The organism is Tumebacillus avium (genome assembly GCF_002162355.1).
GTDB classification, from domain to species: domain Bacteria; phylum Bacillota; class Bacilli; order Tumebacillales; family Tumebacillaceae; genus Tumebacillus_A; species Tumebacillus_A avium.
In genome coordinates, this window is sequence record NZ_CP021434.1 from 1,213,303 (window position 1) to 1,235,596 (window position 22,294).

Here is a 22,294-nt window from a genome sequence, read left to right on the forward strand (position 1 = left end):
GGAATTTTTTACAGAGCACACCCGGTCGAAGGCAAACACCGCGAGCCGATCTGGTTATCGGTGACGATGGCCGCAGTTTTGATTTTGATCGTGTTGCTGGTGCGGGAAATGACTTGGTTTTCCATCGCATTTTTGCTGGCCTGTGCCGGAAGTTTGCTCTACAGCGGACTGTACCGTTCGTCCAAACAGTTTGTGCGCTATGAGCTGGGACGGTATGAACTGATCATTCATTCGGATAAACAAAAGCGGCTCATTCCTTATGAGTCGATTGGCGCGCTGACCGTGCAGAGTTTTTGGGAGAAGCCGATCGCGATTGAAGGCGAGCTGTATCGCGGTTATGCGTACGGGCTGTTTCGTGTCGCCTCCTATGAGGTGACGCTGTATGCGACGCGCCGCGACCGGCTCGTGCTGCTCGACACGCAGGATGGGCTGGTCGGCCTGACTCCTGCTGCCGATGTGGAGGATGGGTTTCTGGAGGAGCTGGCGGCACGCAGCAAAGCGATGCGGATAAAAGACGGCTTCGATCTGCAAGCGCGACAGGGCGGCACTAGCAGAGGCTTTGTCCCCGAGCATGCGAAAAAATCGCCTGCGCTCTGGCCGATCTTCTTGTTCGGCATGCTGCTGAATCTGGTGATCGCCGAGCTCGAAGACCAGTTGGTGCTCAGCGGCCAGTTTTGGTTTGACGCAGGTTCGATTGCGCTGGTCGTGATCGCGGTGGTCCTCTACCGCACGCTCTTGCGCCTGCACCGGCTGCAGCCGTGGCTGTTCCCTGTGCTCAGCGTTATTTTGCTCGCGATGGTGTTTGCTATTTAAAAAGGGAGGTAGTATTCCATGAAAATCTACGACATCACCATGCCGATCTCGGCACAGACCGCACCGTTTCCAGGCGACACGCCGTTTGGGCAGGAATGGGTGCTGACCATGCGGGAAGGCGGCTCCTGCAACGTTTCGAAGATCACGATGAGCCCGCACCTCGGCACGCATGCCGATGCCCCGTATCACTACCATGACCAAGGCGCGACGACCGAGCAGGCCGACTTGAACCTGTATATCGGAGAGGCGCTGGTCGTTGACGTGCCCTCGATGCCGCTGGTGACGCTGGAGTTCGTGCAAGGGCTCGATGTGACGGGCGTGCAGCGTTTGCTGTTCAAAACCAGCTCCTTCCCCGACCCGCATGTGTTCAGCACCAACTTCACCGCAATCGCCCCGGAAGCGGCGCTGTACCTCGCCGAGCAGGGCGTGCGGCTGATCGGCATCGACACCCCGTCGGTCGATCCGGCCGATTCCAAGACGCTCGATGCGCACAACGCATTTTTCCAAAGCGGGCTGCACATCTTGGAAAATCTGCGCCTCGACGCTGTGCCTCAAGGGCGTTATGAACTGATCGCTTTGCCCCTGCATCTGGTCGGCAGCGACGCTTCTCCGGTCCGGGCGATCTTGCGCCAATTGTAATTCATGTAATTTTCTTAATATTTCAGCATAAAAGTGTTGACCGCGCACACCTCCCCATTTATTATTAAAGTATAAGTGAAAGGGAGGTGTTCTCTTTATGAAAAAAGTTGTGAAAGCAACCGTGAACTCCACTTTGGTGGAGCAAGTGAAGCAAGTAAAATGGATCGGCCGCGTTCAAGAGCTGTAAGGAGAGATACAACTTGAAAAAGATGAAGAAAGTCGTCAAAACTTCGGTACAAGCTCCGCGCGTTGCTGAAGCGAAAGAGGCAATCCACATCACAATCATGATCGAACTCTAAGGAGGAATGACCATGAAACAAGTTGTAAAAATTCCGGTAAATAACTTGCTCGGTGAAAAGGCACGCATCTTGCCGCCGGTCATCATCGAAGCAAAAGGCACCCGCCCGGTTGGTATCACCGATATCATGGAAGCCAAAGGCCTCAACCCGATCGGCATTCCGGTTGAGCTCACTGCCGTGAAAGAAGTGAAAGCGGCCGGCATCGTCATCCCGGGCGGCAACTAAGTTGATTCAATGACTCACGTGCCCTTTTCGGATTCTGAAAAGGGCATTTTTCATTCAAATACACCCCGCAAAGGATTGAGTCAAATGAGACCCTCAGACCTTTTGGTTTCCTATAAAACATTGCGCACCTTGACCGAGGATCAGGCCGCCTGGTTCGAGACGGAGATCGGCTCTGACCTGTGGGTGGACGGGCTGAACGTCTTTTTGACGGTGGAGCCGGAAGATTTCGCTGCGGCGCTGGAGCGCTTTTTTGCCAACTATGATGTGTCGGACGGCAAAGTGACGACCTGGCTGCAGGCGTTGCACTCCTTCTGCATGGAGCTGAATGCGGAAGGCGAGTTTGAGCTGTATCAGGCGCTCTCCGTCGGCATGGCCTATCTGGCGGCCCGCCCGGAGATCAATGATCATATGTTCAACATGCCGGCCCGGATTTTAAATCATTCCACAGCGCTGCTGCTCTCGCCAACCTACATGGCGGTGTGGATTCACAGCTACAACGCCGGTTATGAGCTGTATGTCGACCCGGAAGAAGGCGCACAGGATGCATTCCGTCCCGAGCACGGGCGGATCTACCAGCGCCGGGCTTCGTTTGTCGGCGGGGACGGCGGTTCGGTGATCCGCTACCCATTCCAGAACTACATCCATGAGATGATGCACATCCTGCTGTTCCACGACCTGTATACCCGCGTCTTGGGCTCGCCGGAAGAGGACGTCACCTATTTCACACATATTGAAGGCGCGGTGTCGGTGATGGAAGAGGTGATCATGCGCGAGCTGATGGCGGTGCGCGATGACCTGAATCTGATCGACGATGGATTCGCAGCGGTGACGACGTTCCCGGAGTATGGCCTGTACCGCTATCAGGTGCTGCAAGGCGCGGTGGAAGGCGTTAACGACAAGTCCTTGTTCATGTACCGCAAGCGGCTGATGCTGCAGGGCGAAGGCGAGTTCTTCCCGCCGGACAATGTGGTCAAAGATCAGATCTTGGCGACGCATAAGTTGAGCGACCATGAGTTCGAGTCGATCCACCCTTGCTTCAACGGCTACCTCGACAACCAGCAGCGCCATGTCCGCTGGGCGAAAAAGGCGGTCGACCGCAACCGCATCGCCGGGTTCCGCGAAGTGATCGAGCTGCTGCCGCGCGATGAGTTCTGTGCGCAAAAGCTGATCGAGTCGCTCCATCCGGACTCCTGGCACGACTGGCGCGACATGCTGTCCTGCACCGACCTGCCCGAGCCGGACCCGGAAGTCCGTCAGCACAGCAAGCAGGGCCTGGCTTGGAAAGAGCTGCTCTTCCGCATCGCCGAGATGCGCGGCTACCTCTCCAAGCAGGCCGGAGCGGCTGCGGAGCCGGAGGTGCAAAACGACCTGTTCGACTATGCCGCCTATGCGGCCATGCGCTATCTCCACCCCGACCCGTCCACCCATGACGAAGAGTTCCACAAGACCCGCACCGACGTCCTGGAAACGGTCTCCCGCCTTGGCGATGCCGAAATGCGCGCCAAGATGAGCTCGATGATCGAAGTGCCCGGCACCCATCTGTTGGAGCCGAAATAATTACACGAGAATGCGAAAGCCGCCCTGTTGCAGGGCGGCTTTTTATCTTCGCGCGCGGGCGTTGGCGCGGTTTTCGGTTTTGATTTTGTCGATGTGGACGACGACACGGAAGACTTGTGTGGAAGGATTGCTGGATCGGCTGTACAGGTTTTTCCCTGTGTGGTGCGCATTTAGATCACCAGCACGCTTGATCGCCAGCTTTTGTGTTGGAGCGATCTCATCAAACACGCAGATGTTTTTCGCGTAGTGCGGGATGCACTTTTTTAACTTCTTGCCCAGTTGTTCGTTGGTCAGGTGAGCCGTAGATGGTTCGTAGTGGAGCAGGTACCAGAGTTCGAAGGAAGGATTTGAAGGTGTGATAATGATGTCAAGATCGTCAGCCAATGCTTTAGCTTTCGTGATTTCCTCATCCCGATTCTGATCGACATCAAATACAACCCAGATGCTGTCACCTTCTGCCACGCTGATGTCATGTTTCTTTGCATAGTCTCTTGCGAACTTCACAAGATTGACTGGATCGGTAAACTTGTTTGTTGGTACTTCGATCTTGACGCCACTGTCCCGTTCCTTGAAGCGTTCAAAGTAAATTTTCTCTGTCTTGCTGCCTTCACAGACGATCAAGATCGTCTTCAGCGGCTGCACCCGTCTTGCCCCGCGTTTCTTCTCCCCAAACTCCCGCCGGCTCAAAACAAAAACTCCTTCCCAAAGAACGGAATCGCCCCATAACGGCCGTTAAGATAACCAGCCTCATAGTCCTCATCCTGACGAGGGACAAATTCACAAAGAGAATATAGGTCGGTGCTAAATGTCTCCGGTTTCTTCTCTGTGAACCAGATCTGATCACGACGGAACAGGCGCTGGTCTAATAGGTTCGTATTATGCGTTGTAAAAATAAGCTGCGCTCCATGAGGATTATGCACCGGGTCGTTGAAGAGCTTCACGATCTGCTCCATCATTAAGGGGTGCAGACTATTCTCAAGCTCATCAGCGATGATCAGCGCCCCTACCTCTAAAACCGTAACTACAGGACCAAGTAAGTTAAAGAAGCGTTGCGTTCCCTTAGATTCTTCCTCGTATTTAAAATCGAAACTCTCAACAATTCCTTCTCGAATAATCTCTCTGAAAAACCGGATATCGTATTTTTGTGGGAGTCGAGGATTTATTTCGTATTTATTTATGCCAACGTCTCGAATGCCTAAATCCGCACTTTTTAAAATCCCCATCACCATATCCCGACTGTTCTCGTCGTCTACCATGATATCAACGGTATGGTGAAAGGTAGGGAGCCCGTAAAGTGTTACCCAAGGATGTGTTTGGAATGCAAACCAATCAAAGACTTGATTAGCTTTGGAATAGTTGAATTGCGTCGCCAGCGCTAGATAAGAGGCATTCCCTAATGTTCGCTTGGCTAGTAGTGATTGTTCCTCATGATCACTACCAAACTCATAATCAGTGGTATTTTTTCTTTCAAAAATAAGTTGCTGTTTGCCATGCGGAAAGCTGTACAAGTACTCCTCATGAACCTGCTCCTGATCAAGTGCAAGACCGTAAGCATACTTCATACCTTCGTGTATAAAAATGACCTCGAACTTGCTTGGAGAATTCGCACAGGACTCATCCATCCGAAACGGAGATACCTCAATTAGCTTATCCCCTTTTTGGAGACGGTGTGAAGTAGCTATAAAGTACACCATAAATTCAAACGCCCGCAGCACGTTTGTCTTCCCCGAAGCATTTGCTCCATATATAACAGCGGACCTTAAAATAGCACCTTCTCTGTAAGCATCCGTATGTATCAAATTCTGCTCTAAATCCGTTTCCTCTTCCGCAGCCAGCATACTTAGGGTGAGACGCTCTTTGATGGAGCGGAAGTTTTCTACGCTGAACTCTAGTAACATCTCATCGCCTCCCCAGATTTTTCGATAATTTCAGTATTTCCTTCTTATGTAACAATCCTACATTCCAGTGTACAAATTATACCATGAATCATTGAAACGCTCTCCCGTTTCGCGACCTCTAATGAGTAATAGCATCACAAAAAGGGGAGTTGCATTAATTCGCATCTTGAAAGGTGTGCTGATCACGGCGCTGGTGCTGGCCGGCATCTTGTTGATCAGCAATGTGGATAAAGGCGTGGAGCGGTATGCGCGGGATCGGATTCAGGTGATGGTCGGGCCCGGGACGCCGCTGGAAACGGTGGTGCAAGAGTTCGAAAGCGCTCGGGTGATCGACGAGGAGAAAGGCATCGTCGGCATTCCGGAGAACGAAACGATGTTTTATGTCCGAAAATTCGAACGGGAGCACAGCGTGATGTTTGCCAGTCAGATTCCCATGCCGCCCGAATTTAAGTGGTCGGTCTACCAGTCCCGTCTGAAAAAGATGATCCAAAACTATACTGCAGGCGATCTACCTCGTGCTCGGCAATCAGTACGCGGAAGGCACAGCGCCGCTTCCGGCCGTCTTTGCGGACTGGGCACGCCGGTTCAACAAGGCTACAAGTTGGCCAAAATAGGCGCAGACGTGCGCCTATCGGAAACGATCACCGGCGGCGGAGCAATCCTCGACGGGAAATAAAACGCTGGACGGACTGCAACGGGTTGGCCTTTTTTTGGAAAGTTGCGACTTTCTGCGATTTTCTGTAACATTCTTGTTAGAATTAAAGTCTATATAAGCAGTTATCGCGGGTTTCACATACAGAGAGAAGGGGATTGACGATGGTAAGGATTTTACAAGGGCTGCTGGTCGCAATCGGCATCTTGGCCGGCATCCTGCTGATCAGCAATCTGGACAAAGGGATCGATGTGATCTCCAAGACGGAGATTCAAGTTGTGCTGCTCCCGGGCGGAACGCTGCAAAACGTGGTCGACTCGTTCCCGGGCACCCAAATCACCAATGCTGAGGCCGGGTATGTCTCCGTCCCAGCCGACAAGAAACAGGAACTGGAACGGCAGATCGCCCGCCACCGAGAAGTGCAGCTTACCCTGCCTGTGGTCACGACGCCCTCCTTTGATTTTAAACGCTATACCGAAGCTGTGAAGGTGCAGTTCAACGCCTATCTCGACGGCGATTTCGGTATGATCGGCTACATGTCGCGGCCCGAGCCGCTGCCGATCACCGATTCGCTCCCGGAGATGCTCAAGCGCTCCTTGTCCTACCTCGCGCCGGGCCTGTTCCTCGGCATCGCGCTGGGCTTTTTCGCCGCTTTGCTTGCCGTCTGGAAGCCCCGTGCGGGCAAGTTTCTTGACGCGGGCCAAGGCTTCCTGATGTCCCTGCCCGACTTCTTTGTCGTCGTGCTGCTGCAATTCATCGCGATCGCAATCAACAAGCTGGCCGGGTCGCCGGTGATCATCATCATGCAGTTCGTGAAACAGACGCCGCTGCTCATCCCGATGCTGGCGATCTCGCTTCTGCCGGCGGCGCTCGTCTACGGGACGCTGCGCATCGCTTTTGAGCGCGAATGGGATGAAGGCTACATCAAGACCGCGTATGCGAAAGGCCTGTCCCGCCCGTCGGTGATCTTTGTGCACATGATGCGCAACACGATGGAAGATTTCCTGACGATCATTCCGCGCGCCGTTTCGGTTGCGCTGACGTCACTGGTCGTTGTGGAAGTCATGGCCGGCATCTTTGGTCTTGGCGGCTATGCGGTCAACCAAAGCATCGCCTATGTCACGTCGCTGGCGACCACCTGCGCGATTCTGGCCGGCTTCTCGCTGCTCGTGCAGGGACTGTTCGCGATCCTGCGCAGCCGCGTCGTCGTGTCCGCAAAGGAGGGAGCGTAGATGAACGCCGCTGCGGAAGCTAAAAAAGACCGCCTGCTCTACCAACTGGCCTGGGCGCTCCTGTTGATTCTCGTCTTTGTCGCCGTATTTGGCTCATACCTGATGCCGCATGAGATCACCGCTGCACACAAGGTCGGGATCACCTATGAGACGGTCAATGGCGTGAAAACGCCGATCTCGCCGCCGTTTGCTCCAGACTGGGCGCACCCGCTCGGCACCGACCATCGCGGGTATGATGTGTTGTCCCTGCTGCTCAACGGTGCAAAATACACGCTGGGCTTTGCATTTCTCGTCACTCTCGTCCGCTTTTTGATCGCCTTGCCGATGGGGCTGTACTCCGGCTCGACCGGGCGCGGGCGCAAGATCATTCAGACCTTGCAGCTGATCACATCGGGCGTGCCGACGCTTCTGTTTATTTTCCCGACCTTGTACGGGCTGTCGAGGCTGCTTGGGATGAACGAAGGGATGAACCCCAACGATCCGAAAATCCTGATGTTTGCCTTCCTGCTGTTCACGCTGCTCGTCCTGATCGGCGTGTTCCAGATCGCGCACCAGATGGGCGAGCGCGCCCGCTTCTTCGCCGCCAAGGAATATGTCGGCGCGGCGAAAACGATGGGCGCTTCCACGACGCGGATCGTCTTCCGCCACCTGATGCCGCATCTGCGCCCCGATATGTGGTTTGCGCTGTTGACCGATTTTATCCAAGTCTTGTTCCTGCTCGGGCAGCTCGCCGTCCTGAACATCTTCCTTGGCGGCGGGGAGCGGTTTGTCTTCGATGACGGCCCTCCGGCGCAGTTCATGACGCTTACGATGACCGGCGAATGGGGCGGGATGATCTCCTACGGTGCGCGCGCACTGCGTTATTATCCGTGGATTCTCTTCGCAGCCGGGCTGTTCCTGACCTTGTCGATCCTGATCCTCTCCTTCTTCTCCAAGCAGTTGCAAAAACGTCTGGCGCGCCCGTACCTGTACCGCACCCAGCCGCTTTTGCAAAACAAGCCGGTCTTGGCGATGGGCACCGCCGTCGTCGCGGCTTGTGCGTTGATCCTCGTCTTCCTGCCCAACAAATCACCGACCGTGATCACCGCGACGGCGCAGGTGCAGCAAGAGCAGATCGATCCGATCAAAAAAGAGCTGGAAGCGCAGACCAAACGCCAGGAGCAGGGCATGAAAGAAACGGCGACCGGCATCATCAAGAACCTGAAAGAGGACAAGTGGAACTATGCCCAAGCCTACTTGTACCTCAATCCGGGCCGCAACCGCAGCTACATGATGAACTATGACAAGCCGTTTGCGCCGTTTGACGGCTGGATGGCCAAGCTGAAGGCCGGCTATGAATTTGTGGAATTTGGCGCGATCACCCGTTCCGACAAGCAGTTGGAGCTGAGCGACGGCCACAAAATGGACCTGCTCCAGATCGAAATCAAAGTCAAAGGTCCAAACGGCGAACAGGAGACTTGGAACCTCCCGATGTTCGGCAACCGCGCGGTTGGCGAACTCACCAAGCCGGAGGGCGCGAAATAAGAGTGACAAATGCAGTAGGAAAACGGTGGATCTCATAACAAAACCCGCAGCGCGGTGGAGGACTTCAGGCCTCTTCCCGGTGCGGGTTTTTATTTGAGCCAGCTTTCGGCGGCGACCGCCTTTTCCACGAGCATCAAAGTTTTGCAGTACAGGCCGGTGATCTTATGCTGGGCAGGGGGCTTCGCGGCGTACAATTGCTCCGCCGCATCGGGCGCACAGCACCAGTCTTCCCCGCCCGGCGGTTCCGGGGAGGTCACATCCGGCCAGACGTCGTGCAGGCGCGGGCTGTAGATCGGTTTCGCGCCAGGGCGCAAGACAGCTCCGTTGACGCGCGGGTAGTAGCGTTTGCGTTTGACGCTGCCTGCAGGCGGATCGGCTGTGTAGAGGTGGCTCCAGTAGTCGGCGCGCGACCCGGTGTGCGGCCGGCTCTTGGCAAAGGAGATCACCCCTTGGCGCACGTCCTCCTTGCCAAACAGGATCGCGTACAGACGTCGTCCCGTGTCAATGCGCTCGGTCAGCGACAGAAACGTGTCGACGACGCAGCCGGCAAGTTCGACGCTGTCCGTGTTCGAGCGGTATGGGAGGGCGACCTGTGTGAGATTGAGGTAGGTCTGGGCTTGGAACTCGAACGATTCGATCACCGGCTTGTAGGCCGGATTTTGCACGACGCGGTGTTCGATGTAATTTTGTTCGTTGATGATCAGTCCCAAGGTCAGCAGCTCCGAGTCTTTGCGCTCCCAAAAGCGCTCCCAGATCACCGTCATGAAGCGGGAGACACCAAAGTACGGCAGCAGATGGAACAAGGGCTTGCCTCCTTTGACGCTCGCTTCGTACAGCAAGAGCTGCGGATAGGCGTCGCCAAAGATCAGCCAGTTCGCCCGTTCGAGGAATTGAAAAAACGCCTCCGCCTGGCCCGCCTCCATCACCCGCGCGATCAAGTCCCCGCGCAGGTCGGTCATGCTGTACCCCCCGTTGCGCGAGACCATGTGGGCGAGCAGCGCCCAGTGCAGTTCGGGGGAGCGCTGGTAGACCTCCCAATACGCCGCCGTGCGCGTGACGTTGTTGCGGTTGTGCTCGCGGGTGGCGTGCCGGACCTGGTCGTACAGCTTGCGTTCCCCGCCTGTTAACAAAAGCGGGTCGGGGGCAGGCGAGTTGCCTTTTTCCGGCAAGAGGCTGAGCACCCGGCGCACTTCCCGAACTTCCTGTTCATTCGAGCGCCCGGTCAGCCGCGCGCGCAACCGTTTCCAAAAGTCGAGCCACGTTTCCATCCACACACTCATCTTCCACAACCTCCGCATCACAAACCCTTCTTACTACTCTATGATGCACCAAGCGGAGGTGTGAAAGCCTACTGTTTGAGCACGACTTCTTTTTTCGATTCAAATGCTTCCTTTTCCAGCAGGTAAGCCGGGATCGAGAAGCGCAGATTCGCACTCTGGGAACGCTCCTTGTTGATTTTGTATGCAAACTGACCTTTGATCTCTTTGCCCGGCGCGATTTCCTGACTGCGGAACTCGGTGTTGTCTCGATTCAGATGCTTAAAGGCGGGAAGCACAATATCGCCCGTCCAGTTATCCACCTTAATCTGGTAGTTGTTCAAATGAACTTTGATCCCTTTGTCGGTCGGGTTCTTGATCGCCACATCCACGATCAGAAATTGCTCGTTCTCTTTCAAATCGTCATACCCGTGCCCTTCCACTTCTTTTTGAAAATGGAAGCCCGTCACGGTCGTAAGAATGCCGCCCGACTCTACCGCTTCTCCCATCTGAAACACTTTCGTTTCCGGATCGGTGACCACATTTTGATTGACGTCCTGGAATTTATAGGCGAAGAAACCTGCTCCGGCGACGATCACGATCAGAACTGCAAACCACCAGCGGGAGAAGACCGATTTTCTTTTTTTGCTCATGATTAGACACTCTCCTTTTTCATCACTTCATGTTTGGTAATCCGGCCGTTTTCCATCGTGAATTTCTCATCGACCAGAAAATCGAGTTCTTCTTTGTCGTGGGAAGCGACGAGGACCGTTTTGCCGCGCTGCTTCAGATCAAGCAGGATATCACGAACCATCTCAACACCTTTATCGTCGAGCGCATTGGTCGGTTCGTCGAGGATCACCAGATCGGGATCTTCCATAATCGTCTGCGCCAAGCCCAAGCGCTGTTTCATCCCAAGCGAATATTTCTTAAACTTGCGCTTGTCATCCGGATCAAGCCCGACGCGAGCAATGCTGGTGCGCACTTCGTCTTCACCAATCTCTTCCTTGAGCGAAGCGAGCAGCATCAAATTCTTCAAGCCTGTGTACTGGGGCAGGAAGCCCGGATATTCGATCAGGATCCCGACGCTTCTCGGAAAGGAGAGATCCGCTCCGAGCCGCTCCCCGTCGATGCGCACCTCGCCTGCCGAGGGCAGGATCAACCCGCAGATGGCCCGAAACAGCATCGTTTTGCCCGACCCGTTCTTTCCTTGGAAGCCGTAGATTTTTCCAGACTGGAGTTCAAGGTTAATCGAGTCAAGCACGGTAGCACCTTGAATTTTTTTCGACATGTTCTGAATCTGGATATACGATTTTGCAGTTGTCATCACGATCATCCTTTCTTACTCTGTGTCCTCCTTCGAGAGCACGTCGACTTTTTGAAACATCAGGCAGCCAAGCACCGCGCACACCACTATTGCCGCTGCATTATAGAAGAAGGACAGTTCCAGACTGATCCCCCGCTCCGCTTCAAACAGCGTGTGGCGCAGCCACATCGAATGCGAGCCGGGCAACAGCGCCGACGGATAAAACAGCGAAGCGAGGATCAGCGCTGCTGTTGCCAGATAGCTGAAGATAGGTTTGAGCACAAGCGACAGCGTCGTCTGCAGGAAGGACAAGGCGAGGGAAGACGAGAGCCACAGCCCAAAGGTCTGGATCACAAATACCAGCGGATGTACGGTGTCGGTCAAAAGCGGCAACATCTCCATCCCCGCATATTCGCTCCATGACAACGACAGCGGATGCGTGATCGCCGCCACGATCAAGATCGTGAGAAAGGCGAGCAGATAAAACGCCGTCACCGTGACCGTCACCCAGATCAGCTTGCTGATCCACCACAAGTTTCGGCTGCCGGAACGGGTCAGCAGATACGGACCGCTGCCAAGCAGGTCGTCCTGCGGGTAATGCCCCACCAAGTAGGCGATGTACAGCTGAACGAACAGCCAGATGACCGGAATCTCCGTTTCAAACCCGATTCCTTTCAGCGCCTCAAAATAAAAATCGTAAAGGTTGGCTTGCACAGTTCCCTGCGTGAAATTGTAATGCTGAATCCAAGCCACAAACACAAAGATCAGGATGACTGCGAGCATTTTGTAGCGGTTGACTCCAAAGCCAAACGCGAGATCCCGTTTGGCCAGCAGCCATAATTTCGGAATCATCGCAAATCACCAACCGTTTCCTTGTCCTTGGCGAACAAGTACTCTTTGCGCTCCCAAGCGCTGCGTCCGACCATGATCAGCACCGCACAGATTCCGAGCAGATACAGGCCGTTCCAGAACAGGCCCGTAAAGCTGAGCCACTCAGCGTGCGTAATGATCGTCTGGCGGAAGAGCAGCGAGAAGCTGCGCGAGAACACATCGATCAGACAGATCAGCAACACGACGAAATAGCCGACGATCGCGCGATTGGTCAGCGCGGAGACGATAGAAGCGGCCATCGCTGCCGATGACAAGCCGAGCGTGCCAAAGATCATCGTCAGTCCGATGATCACAATCGGGTGATAAAAGGCCTGGTTCTGCTCCCAAGCTGTGAGCATGTGCGAACTCCCCTGCTGTGCATCCATCGCGCTTGCGATCAGATGAAGCATCCCGCCCGGAGACGTCCACGTGTTTTGATAATCTAACAGCGGAGCCCCGACCACAGCTTCCACAGCAGTCACCATGCAGGTAAACAGGAACGCGTGTACAAAGATCTTTTTCACTTTGGCCGCCCAGATGCTGCTGCGCGATCCATAGCGAAGCGTGATCTGCTCGTTGGCGTCAAAAGACACGATCTCCTGAATCAGGTACAAAAAGAGCGGGGCCAACAAAATGGCGGCAAACGGCTCGCCAAAGATCGTGATGATTCCGTCCATGATCCCGAGTTCAACCTGCTTCCTCGCTGTTTCGTACAGGAGATAGTCCGTTCGAAAATAGCAGACCGGCAGCAAAAACAGCAGCACCAGCACGATTCGCACCATGGCCCGCGCTCCGTCATGCTTCAGCTCCAGCCATTCTTTCTTCACCCGTTTAGTAAGTTTCACGTCGCTTGCCCTCCGTCAGGAATACCGCCGCACTCAGTCCCAGCACCACAACCAACTCGCTCGCGATCTTCAGCACCGTGATGTTCAGGACGGTCTGGCCCGGCTGTAAGAACTTAAAAGGAATCCAAGCCGGCAATCCCAGCAACTGCAGAATGAAAAACAAAAACAGGTAGAGTAAGAACGGAGCGAGCAGAACCACAAAGCGCTTTTTCACAAACACAGAAACGGCGAGTCCAAACGTTGCCAGCGCACCGGCGAACAACATATCGATCAGCATGTACGAGAAGATGTAGGCGTAGGGATGCTCGTAATAAAAGTCCAGCCACATCTTCCCTTCGATCATGGGCGAAGTGCCCGAAGCCGGATCCGGCATCATGCTTGGCAAAAGCATCGCGGTGACCAGCAAATGTATGAATAAAGGCACGAGGACAGCCATTGCTCCCGTCAGGAAGGTTACAAGAAACTTGGAGATCAGATACTTCCCTTTGCTCACTCTGGTATAGATCGATTTGGTAAATCCACTTTTTTCATCCAGCAGATACGAATCTGCGTACACGATCGCTGCCAGCAACGGCAGTAACAGATACAAAAGGTTTGATTCGAATGAAAAGGCATCCATTCCGATCCACTTTGTAAAAGGAGTAAGTTGAGACGCTGCCGGAAGGTCATTCGATATCCAAGGCACCACCTCGCGCACGATGTGCAATCCTGCGATGATCGTGCCCAAAGTCACGATCCCCCAAAAAGGGAGGCTGAGAAAAGCTCTCTGCAGTTCAGTTCGTAAGATAGTTCTCATGTCTACGGCTCCTTTTAGCAGAGCAAACCAGACACGACCCGTGTCTGGCTGCTCTCGATTGTTCAATTCAATTAGATGCTGTCCGGGCTCCACAGACCTTCGGACAGAACTTCTACCGCGTTCCAGCCCGCTTGAGCGTAGATGTGTACGTCAGATACGCCGTATTCTTCGTACGCGTAGTTGGTCATGTAATGCGTTGTGTCATCGCTGAAGGTGTAGTGATGACCGAAGGAGATGTCCGTGCCGTTTGCCATCTCAACCCAGCCTTCATACGTGTAATCGCTGCCCACATATTCCGACCACATGTAGGAGAAGGTGTCATCTTGCTTTTCACGATCAGCGGTTTGCGCGCCGGCATCGCTGTCCCAGCTGTCAAAGTGGAAGTAGAAGCCTTCGTCTGTGTAGTTGCCCGCCATTGCATTGGTTTGGATCAGACCTGCGCCTGCTGCCAAGATCACAGCAGACATGATGAGACCTTTAACTGCTTTCTTCACGTTCAACACTCCTTATAAATAATATCAAATGTTTCGTTGTGTTAACACATTTATATCATATACTATAATTTCCAATTCAGAAAACATCAATATCAATACTATACTTCCGTTTTTTGGGTATATTTTGCCATTTTCATAATTTATGATAAAAATTCGGAGTGTTTTTCCATTTTACGACATATTCCTGCGTATTTATGGTATTTTTTTACTTTCACAAACAAAAAAGCTCTCCGAAAACGGAGAGCTTGCTCATGGTTACTTCAACCCGCGCCGGGTCATCTCTTGCACCACATAGGACGCCACGTCGGGCGCGAGGGTGCCGGGGCCAAATCCTGCATCGTAACCGAGCTCCAATGCCAGCTCGTGGGAGATGCGGGGGCCGCCGCAGATGAGGACGAGCTTCTGGCGGAGGCCTTCCGCTTCGAGGAGCTCGACCAGTTGGGCGAGGTTGGGGATGTGGACGTCTTTTTGGGTGACAACTTGGGAGACGAGGATGGCATCGGCGTTCAGCTCAAGGGCTTTGGCGACCATCTCTTCATTTTCCACTTGCGAGCCCAAGTTGTACGCTTCGACCATCGGGTAACGCTCCAGGCCGTATTCGCCGTTGTAGCCTTTCATGTTCATGATCGCGTCGATCCCGACCGTATGCGCGTCGGTGCCGGTGCAGGCGCCGATGATCGTGATTTTGCGGCCAACGTGTTCTTTGATGTAGTCGTTGACCTCGTAGAAGCTCATGCGCGGGGAGTCGACTTTGGCGACTTTGATCTTCGTGTAGTCGACCGCCGCTTTCGTCTTCGCGTAGAGCACAACAAACGTAAAGTTCTCGCCGAGGTCATGCTGATGCACCACCGCCGGGTCGGTCAGGCCCATCTGCACGACGAGTTGGCGGGCCGCTTCGGCCGCTTCTTCGCCCGGCGGCACCGGGAGCGAGAAGGACAGCTGGATCATCCCGTCATCAAACGTGTCGCCGTACGGACGCACCTGCGTAAAATCGCGCTGCTCCCACGGACGCTGCTCTGCCTGTGTGCTCATCGCTGCATCGCCTCCAGACCCAGTTCTGCCCGCAAGAGCGTTTCGAACGGATTGAAATAATCGTCCGCCCGCATCATCACGCCCTGCAGCCCTTTGCCGCCCGTCATCGTCCGCTTCACATCGCCAAACATGCCGCGGGAGATCGTTTCCAGCAGGCCGATCTCGCGGATATCTTCGAGCATCACGGTGGCATTTTCCAGCACGTCATGGGCGCGGCGGACGATCTTGCCGTCTTTTTTGTACTCGATCTCATCGCCGAGCGTACGCATGTTGGAAAATACGTATTTGGCCGCTTCGATCGCAATGTGGCGGTCATGAATCAGCGGGGTGTGGATCGCTTCGGTCATCATGCCGAGCAGCTGAATCCCCTGGTTGGTCATCGCGCCGACGACGTTAAACAAGGTGTCCTGGACATGCCCTTTGAAGATGTTGCCGGTCATGTGCTTGGTCGGCGGCATGTATTTCAAAGGAGCTTTCGGGAAGATCTCCCGCGCCATCTGCGCCTGCGCCAGTTCGAGCAGGAAGCCGTCCTCAAGGTCCGGGCTCATCTCAAAAGCATGGCCGAGGCCCATCTGCTCTTCGGGCAGGCCGGAGCGCAGGGCGAGCTGCTCATTGATGAACTGGGACGCCAAAACGGACGGCGCTGCTTCGACCGCATCGGCGGTGGTCAGGTAGTTGTCTTCGCCGGTGTTGATGATGACACCCGCGAACGAATTGATCATCCGCGAGAAGTTCTGGTCGACCAAGGTGCGCTGCATGTTGATGTCGCGGAAGAGGATGCCGTAGAGGGCGTCGTTCAGCATGACATCGAGGCGTTCCAGCGCGCCCATCGCGGCGATCTCCGGCATGCACAGACCCGAGCAGTAGTTGCAGAGCCGGATGTAGCGGCCGATCTCTTCGCCCACTTCGTCGAGCGCCTCGCGCATGATGCGGAAGTTTTCCTGTGTCGCGTACGTGCCGCCGAAGCCTTCGGTCGTGGCGCCGTACGGGACATAGTCGATCAAGGACTGGCCCGTGGAGCGGATGACGGCGATGATGTCGGCGCCTTGGCGGGCAGCAGCTTTGGCCTGCACGACGTCTTCGTAGATGTTGCCGGTGGCGACGATGACGTAGATGTACGGACGGCGTCCTTCGCCGAGCGTGTCGAGGTAGTGGTCGCGCTTTTGGCGGTTGGAGCGGATCTTTTCGATGCCTGCCTTGGCCAGTTCGTTCGCACGTGCCTGAATCTGCGCGTCGTCGAGCAGGGGAAGTTCGAGCAGGTCAAGTGTGCCTGCTGCGACTTCTTCGCCCACTTCCTGCACGGTCAGCCCTTTTTGCAAAACGGCGTTGATCACAAAGCGGGCCGCGCCGCGCTGCAGCTGTCCTCCGTCTTTGATGTGGTCGACCACGACGTTTGGCAGCGGCACATAATCGGCGTCCACGCCGTCCAGTCCGTACAGGCGCAGCACGGTGCGTTCGACGGCGACGGTGGTGCGCTCGGAGATAAATTCCTGCAGGGAATCGGCCACGTCGGACGCCGCTTGGCGCGCCCGGGCTACTTTGGCCTGATCGAGATACAATTTGCTCATGTTGTGGGGCCCTCCTTTCGCTGTAACACCGCACGGGTCTGTTCCAGCACCGCTTGCGGCAATCCAAAGCATTCTGCCAGCCGTACGGCGTCTTTCGGAACATCGCCGGGGCGGCTTTTTAGTAACGTATAGTCCATCGCGCTGTGCAGACGGTGCAAGACATCGTCCGGCGCGTTTGTTTGTGTGAGAAGATCGAGCGCGCCGGATTTGAGTCCGGCGACGCGGAACAGCTGTATGCCCGGCACTGCGGTCACGCCGGGAAAGTGGCTGGCGAACAGGGCGATATGCCCGGTGGTCAGCAGGTAGGAAGCGAGGCCGATAGCGAGCGCTTCGCCTTCTTCCGGGTTGGTCGTGCGGGCCACTTCGTCGAGCAGGAGCAAGGCGCGCCCTTGGGCATTGACCAGTGCGGCGATCCGCTGCATCTCAGCGCCAAAGGAAGACAGCCCGCTCTGCAAGCTCTGCTCATCGCCGCCGGACATGCCGATGCGCTCCACCGGCTGGAAGTGAAACACCCGCGCCGGAACGGGCATCGCGTGCTGGGCCAGCGCTTGGAGCAGCCCCAGCGTCTTCAGCACCACCGTCTTGCCGCCCATGTTCGGCCCGGTGATCAGCCCCGTGCCGGATGTAAGCTCCAAGCTCAGCGGCGTGAAGTCCCCGCCCCGTTCCTCCACCGCCCTGCGCGCGACCGGGTGGAAGCCTCCTTCGAGGAGCCAAGAACCATCTGCGTTCTGCCACGCACTTGCGGCATGCTCAGCATCCGCGTCCAACAAAACATCGCTCGCAGCACCAAAAGAGTCCGTGCTCATCGCTTGCGATGCCCACTTTACCGCCAGAGTCGCTTTTGCCAGCGTCAAATCAAGTCGACCTAACGCCTCCAGCGCATTCAGCATGGCACCGGCATGCGGTCGGAACGCTTCCACCAGAGACTGCAACGCCGCCGTCTCCTGATCCTCGATCTCGGCCAGCTTGGTCTCGCGCTGCTGGAGCAGCACTGTCATCTGCGCAGACTCGGCCGCTTGGAACACCGCTTCGAACATCGTCTCCTGCAGCAGCACCAGATCTCCGTCCTGCTTCACCGCTCCCAACGCGCCGTCCAGCTTGTCAAAGATGAGCTGGCCGTCTTTCCCCGGCTTCCTGCCATACCGTTCGCGCAGGCGGTCACCCTGGGCCTTTTTCTCAGCAAAAATCGCCTCGTCCAGCAACGCCAGCTCCTTGCGCAAGCGCACCAGCCCGGCATCGCCCGTGAGCTCAGCCAGCGCGAACGAAGGCACCAAGTCCCCCGGCGGGTTTAGCTTGCGCAAGAGCTCCTCCCACGCCAACCGCTCCCACCACGGGAACGACAGCCCCCGCTCCGACAACAGCCGCTCCACCGCGAACCCCTGCCACAAAAACTGCTTCACTTCAAAAAAATCCACCTGGCGCAGCGACGCCCCTTGCCCGATCAGCTGCAACAACGCCCCAATTTCCGGCACCGCCCGCAGCCCGTCAGCCAGCTCTTTCGCCCACGCCGCCTCATCCAACGCTGCCCGTACCGCGCACAGATCGTCCATCCGCTCCTGCCAGAGCATCCGCTCATGAGGCAGTAACGGCCGCATCTCGCGCTTGGCACGCAGCCCCGCTTTGGACAAAGGCTGGAGCATCGCCAAGACCTCCGGCCAGCCGAGCAGCTCTTTTGTCGTGTCATCCCAAAATGCCATTCCTGCCTGCGAGGTCACCTTGACTCACTCCTTCACATCAAAAACGGCAACATCGCCTGCCACCGCTCGCACTGCTTCTACCAATTCACGCCCCGGCAGCCGATACCCTTCCACCGAGTACGGATTGACCGCCACGCCGAGCACATTCACCGCCCGGCGCACGACGATCCGATGCCCGCGCCGCAAAAACTTCCGCCACACCGCGCTGCTCACAAAAAAGTGCGTCGCATCTGACAACACCAGCGCAAACCCGCGCGGCATCCCTTCCAGCATCTGCACCAGCCGGTCGGTCACCGCGCCGGTCACCGCCAGCGCCTTGACTTCTTCCTGCCCTGGCCAATGCGGGTCATTCTGCGGGTTCGCCGTAAACGAAGAAGTCTGCTGCAGCACCACAGGTTCCAGCCGTTCACCGCGAAGCACGCCCGCAGCCAACGCCCCTTTTGCCTCGGCAGCGTCATACAGCCCGGCCAGCTCCGCATCCGCTTGCGGCAGCCCAAACCGTTGCAGGAAAAACAGGCTCTTCTGCGCCACATCCCCCACCGTCTTCGCCACCACAGCGCCGGTCGCCAGCACCACGCCGTCTGTCAACAGCGGATGGGCGGCCATCATCCGGTCGAATGCGCCATCGACCAGACACAGCTCCGCCCCCAGCCGTTCCATCCGCGTCAAAACTTGGCTCACCTGCTCCTGATAGCGGACGCCGGCCAGCACCACCGTGCCCGGTTCCTGCACTTCCGCCACATACACAGCGCCAAGCGTCGAAGCAATCCCGGTCGACTCCACGATGCGCAGCGATGCCGTGCCAACATTCAGCACATCGCCCGCAGACGCCACGAGGGCGCCCGCCGGGACTCGCACCTCTGGCTTGGGCACCCCCATGATCGCATCGTTTCGCTCTCCGTCTACGCCGATCGAGAGCAGGCCAAGCTTCCGCCCGAGAGCGGAAGCCTGCCCGATCAGTTCATTCAAAACGGTGGTCTTGCCGGCGTGCTTGGCGATGCCGACCAGCGCGAGGCGGCGGACATTGCCCAAGTCCACGTTTTCCAAGCTCATCGAACTAGTCTGCCATCGGCAGGTCGATCTTGGTGTCCGGCTGTTCGATCTGCTCTTTCGGACGGCGGCGCTTCAGCGTCTTCGGCTCCAGAGAGAGCTGCTTGTCGTTCAAGAGACGCGCCAGCCCGATCTCATTGTCGGTGCTGTGGTCATGCTTGCAGGTCGGCGGGCACCCTTGGTCGTGGTAGGTCGGCTCGTGGTACACCGAGATCACGCCTTCGAAGTTGCGCAGGATCACTTTGCCGTGGCCTTGCGAAAGGACGTAGTTCGGCATGACCGGGATCTTGCCGCCGCCGCCCGGCGCGTCGACGACAAACGTCGGCACCGCATAGCCTGAAGTGTGGCCGCGCAACTGTTCCATGATCTCCAAACCTTTGGAGACGGTGGTGCGGAAATGCTGGATGCCTTCCGACAGGTCGCACTGGTAGATGTAGTACGGACGCACGCGGTTGTAAACGAGCTGGTGCATCAGGTCTTTCATCACGTGTGCGCAGTCGTTGACGCCGCGCATCAGCACAGTCTGGTTGCCCAGCGGAATGCCTGCATCGGCGATCTTGTGGCAAGCTGCTTTTGCTTCTTCGGTCAGCTCATCCGGATGGTTGAAGTGCGTGTTGATCCAGATCGGGTGGTATTTCTTCAGCATATTCACCAGGTTGTCGGTGATGCGCTGCGGGAAGACGACCGGCGCGCGGGTGCCGATGCGGATGATTTCCACATGCGGGATCTTGCGCAGGTTGGAGATGACGTACTCGAGAATCTTGTCGTTGACGAGCAGACCGTCGCCGCCGGAGAGCAGCACGTCGCGGATCTGCGGGGTGCGGGCGATATAGTCGATCGCCGCATCGAGCTGCTGGCGCGGCACCGATTGCCCGACCTGGCCGGAGAAGCGGCGGCGCGTGCAGTGGCGGCAGTACATCGAGCACTGGTTGGTGATCAGGAACAGGACGCGATCCGGGTAGCGATGGGTCAGGCCCGGCGCCGGCGCATCTTCATCTTCGTGCAGCGGGTCGGCCATGTCCCACGGGGAGCGCTGCATTTCATCAGACATCGGCACCGCCTGCAGGCGCACCGGGCAGAGCGGATCGTCCGGGTCCATCATCATCGCGTAGTACGGCGTGATGCGCAGCGGGATCGACATTTTCACGTTCAGGATGCCGACGCGCTCCTCCTCGATCAGGTTGACGACGCCTTCCAGCGTCTCCAGATCGTTGATCGTGTGGGTCAGTTGCCACATCCAGTCATCCCATTGCTCGTTGGTGACGTCTTTCCAGATCTCCACGTCACGGAAGTGACGTTTTTGCTTGCCGTACAGGTGGCGTTCCAAGCGTTCTTGTTGTTGTTCCATATTGAAAATCCTCCTCTTAGAGTCCGTATTTGGTTTCAAACAGCCCGCGAAGCTCTGCCGACTCGCGCACCAGTTGCAGCGAGAGGTCGGCATGCCCTTTCGTATAGCCGTTGCCGATGATCATGTTCACATCTTTGCCGACACCTTCTGCGCCAAGCGCCGCTGCCGTAAAGGAGGTCGCCATCGAGAAAAAGTAGACCGTGCCATCATCCTTCGTGGAGAGGATCGAAGTCATCTCCGTGCCCGGGATGTTCACGCAGTTGACCGTGAAATCGGCAAATTTCCCTGCGGTCGCCTTCTCGACCGCCTCCAGGACTTCCACCGGCTTGGTGCAGTCGAGGTTGAGCACCACGTCCGCCCAGCCGAGCTTGCGCAGCATCTCGCAGCCAGCCTCGCCGTATTCGACGGCGATGATCTTGCCCGTCGGGCCGGCCGACTTGCGGGCTTGGTACAGCACCATCGTGCCGCTTTTGCCGCCTGCGCCAAGCACGACGACCGTGTCGCCCGTTTTGACCAGCTTGGCGGTTTGCGCCGGAGCGCCGCAGACGTCGAGCACGGCGAGCGCGACCCGGTCGGGGAGGTCGGACGGGAGTTTCGCATACAGGCCCGATTCAAACAGAATCGCCTGGCCAGCGATGCCAACCTGCCCGGTTTTGATATCCAAGTCGGTGATCTTGTTGATCGTGAGCGGGGTGAGGGACAGCGAGACGAGGGTCGCGATGCGGTCGCTTTCCTGCAGGTCGATCTGCCCTTGCAGGCGCTCGCCGATCTGGCGCACAGTGCCGATCAGCATCCCGCCGGAGCCGGTCACCGGATTGTGATGTTTGCCGCGCTCCTGCACGATGCGCTGCATGTGCTCGCCAACTTTGACGGGGTCGCCCCCCTCCGCTTCTTTGATCTGTACAAAAGAAGCAGAGTCGATGTTCAGCGTCTCCACATCGATCAAAATCTCGTTATCATACAGCTCCATGCTGTTGTCGATCTTCCATGCCGGCTGCGGCATCGTGCCAATGGGATCCAATACGCGGTGCAAACCGTAGCGATGTCCCGGTCTCATGGTGCTACCCCTCCTTACAAACATTCCTGGTTCTGTTGTTGCTCACTAGGTAATGCAAGAACTGTGCCAACTTTTAAAAAATCAGTCTCGCGCCCCATTGCACAAAGGTTCTGCCAATTTTCGCAATCACTGACAA

22 protein-coding genes are annotated in these 22,294 nt (G+C 56.5%); 7 read left to right on the forward strand and 15 right to left on the reverse strand.

The features are described from left to right. Positions 1–66 precede the first annotated feature (66 nt). From CBW65_RS05535 to CBW65_RS05550, 4 genes are all read left to right on the forward strand, one after another. Positions 67–813: a PH domain-containing protein gene (locus CBW65_RS05535; RefSeq protein ID WP_087455993.1), complete on the forward strand. Its 747-nt coding sequence runs from the start codon at positions 67–69 to the stop codon at positions 811–813. 18 nt (positions 814–831) lie between these two features. Further along, the gene (gene kynB, locus CBW65_RS05540) at positions 832–1,452 is read left to right on the forward strand and encodes an arylformamidase (RefSeq protein WP_087455994.1); all 621 of its coding nucleotides are present in this window, start codon (positions 832–834) and stop codon (positions 1,450–1,452) included. A 311-nt stretch (positions 1,453–1,763) separates the two neighbouring features. Further along, positions 1,764–1,976 carry a hypothetical protein gene (locus tag CBW65_RS05545; protein ID WP_087455995.1) on the forward strand — a complete coding sequence of 71 codons (213 nt, stop codon included), beginning with the start codon at positions 1,764–1,766 and terminating at the stop codon, positions 1,974–1,976. 84 nt (positions 1,977–2,060) lie between these two features. Further along, positions 2,061–3,533, forward strand: coding sequence for a hypothetical protein (locus CBW65_RS05550; protein ID WP_157721792.1), 1,473 nt, complete (start codon positions 2,061–2,063; stop codon positions 3,531–3,533). Positions 3,534–3,575: 42 nt separating this feature from the next. On the opposite strand, the gene CBW65_RS05555 is transcribed toward CBW65_RS05550, so the two are convergent. Together CBW65_RS05555 and CBW65_RS05560 are read right to left on the reverse strand one after the other, a co-directional pair. Next, a complete protein-coding gene (locus tag CBW65_RS05555) occupies positions 3,576–4,220 on the reverse strand; it encodes an RloB family protein (protein WP_087455997.1) in 645 nt (214 codons plus the stop codon). After that, a complete protein-coding gene (locus CBW65_RS05560) occupies positions 4,217–5,431 on the reverse strand; it encodes an AAA family ATPase (protein ID WP_087455998.1) in 1,215 nt (404 codons plus the stop codon). Before CBW65_RS05560 ends, CBW65_RS05555 begins: the two co-directional genes overlap by 4 nt. Before the next feature lie 166 nt (positions 5,432–5,597). On the opposite strand from CBW65_RS05560, the gene CBW65_RS05565 reads away from it, so the two are divergent. From CBW65_RS05565 to CBW65_RS05575, 3 genes are all read left to right on the forward strand, one after another. Then, on the forward strand, positions 5,598–6,107 hold the full coding sequence (locus tag CBW65_RS05565) for a hypothetical protein (protein ID WP_087455999.1): 510 nt from the start codon (positions 5,598–5,600) through the stop codon (positions 6,105–6,107). Positions 6,108–6,247: 140 nt separating this feature from the next. Beyond that, positions 6,248–7,315, forward strand: coding sequence for an ABC transporter permease subunit (locus tag CBW65_RS05570; protein WP_087456000.1), 1,068 nt, complete (start codon positions 6,248–6,250; stop codon positions 7,313–7,315). Then, positions 7,316–8,839 carry an ABC transporter permease gene (locus tag CBW65_RS05575; RefSeq protein ID WP_087456001.1) on the forward strand — a complete coding sequence of 508 codons (1,524 nt, stop codon included), beginning with the start codon at positions 7,316–7,318 and terminating at the stop codon, positions 8,837–8,839. An 89-nt stretch (positions 8,840–8,928) separates the two neighbouring features. Here the strand turns inward: CBW65_RS05575 and CBW65_RS05580 are convergent, their stop codons facing one another. The 13 genes from CBW65_RS05580 to kdd form a co-directional block, all read right to left on the reverse strand. Then, positions 8,929–10,119: a DUF2515 family protein gene (locus CBW65_RS05580; protein WP_157721793.1), complete on the reverse strand. Its 1,191-nt coding sequence runs from the start codon at positions 10,117–10,119 to the stop codon at positions 8,929–8,931. 68 nt (positions 10,120–10,187) lie between these two features. Beyond that, positions 10,188–10,748, reverse strand: a complete 561-nt coding sequence (locus tag CBW65_RS05585; protein WP_087456003.1) for a DUF4352 domain-containing protein — start codon at positions 10,746–10,748, stop codon at positions 10,188–10,190. A 2-nt stretch (positions 10,749–10,750) separates the two neighbouring features. After that, the gene (locus tag CBW65_RS05590) at positions 10,751–11,422 is read right to left on the reverse strand and encodes an ATP-binding cassette domain-containing protein (RefSeq protein WP_087459129.1); all 672 of its coding nucleotides are present in this window, start codon (positions 11,420–11,422) and stop codon (positions 10,751–10,753) included. A 15-nt stretch (positions 11,423–11,437) separates the two neighbouring features. Next, positions 11,438–12,253, reverse strand: a complete 816-nt coding sequence (locus tag CBW65_RS05595; protein WP_087456004.1) for a hypothetical protein — start codon at positions 12,251–12,253, stop codon at positions 11,438–11,440. Continuing rightward, positions 12,250–13,116, reverse strand: coding sequence for a hypothetical protein (locus CBW65_RS05600; protein ID WP_157721794.1), 867 nt, complete (start codon positions 13,114–13,116; stop codon positions 12,250–12,252). Before CBW65_RS05600 ends, CBW65_RS05595 begins: the two co-directional genes overlap by 4 nt. Further along, entirely contained in the window at positions 13,103–13,843 is a 741-nt protein-coding gene (locus tag CBW65_RS05605) for a hypothetical protein (protein ID WP_087456006.1), read from the reverse strand. Before CBW65_RS05605 ends, CBW65_RS05600 begins: the two co-directional genes overlap by 14 nt. 140 nt (positions 13,844–13,983) lie before the next feature. Continuing rightward, positions 13,984–14,406: a hypothetical protein gene (locus CBW65_RS05610; RefSeq protein WP_087456007.1), complete on the reverse strand. Its 423-nt coding sequence runs from the start codon at positions 14,404–14,406 to the stop codon at positions 13,984–13,986. Between the two features lie 255 nt (positions 14,407–14,661). Further along, complete coding sequence (kamE, locus tag CBW65_RS05615) at positions 14,662–15,438, reverse strand: lysine 5,6-aminomutase subunit beta (RefSeq protein ID WP_087456008.1); 777 nt, start codon at positions 15,436–15,438, stop codon at positions 14,662–14,664. Then, entirely contained in the window at positions 15,435–17,006 is a 1,572-nt protein-coding gene (gene kamD / locus CBW65_RS05620) for a lysine 5,6-aminomutase subunit alpha (RefSeq protein ID WP_087456009.1), read from the reverse strand. Before kamD ends, kamE begins: the two co-directional genes overlap by 4 nt. After that, positions 17,003–18,721, reverse strand: a complete 1,719-nt coding sequence (locus tag CBW65_RS05625) for a MutS-related protein (RefSeq protein ID WP_087456010.1) — start codon at positions 18,719–18,721, stop codon at positions 17,003–17,005. The genes kamD and CBW65_RS05625 overlap by 4 nt, the downstream gene beginning before the upstream one ends. A gap of 6 nt (positions 18,722–18,727) precedes the next feature. Then, positions 18,728–19,756 (reverse strand): lysine 5,6-aminomutase reactivase subunit KamB, encoded by a 1,029-nt coding sequence (gene kamB / locus CBW65_RS05630; RefSeq protein ID WP_087456011.1) that lies wholly within the window; start codon positions 19,754–19,756, stop codon positions 18,728–18,730. Positions 19,757–19,760: 4 nt separating this feature from the next. Continuing rightward, positions 19,761–21,101, reverse strand: a complete 1,341-nt coding sequence (gene kamA / locus CBW65_RS05635) for a lysine 2,3-aminomutase (protein WP_087456012.1) — start codon at positions 21,099–21,101, stop codon at positions 19,761–19,763. A gap of 16 nt (positions 21,102–21,117) precedes the next feature. After that, positions 21,118–22,158 carry an L-erythro-3,5-diaminohexanoate dehydrogenase gene (gene kdd / locus CBW65_RS05640; protein WP_087456013.1) on the reverse strand — a complete coding sequence of 347 codons (1,041 nt, stop codon included), beginning with the start codon at positions 22,156–22,158 and terminating at the stop codon, positions 21,118–21,120. Between the last annotated feature and the right edge of the window lie 136 nt (positions 22,159–22,294).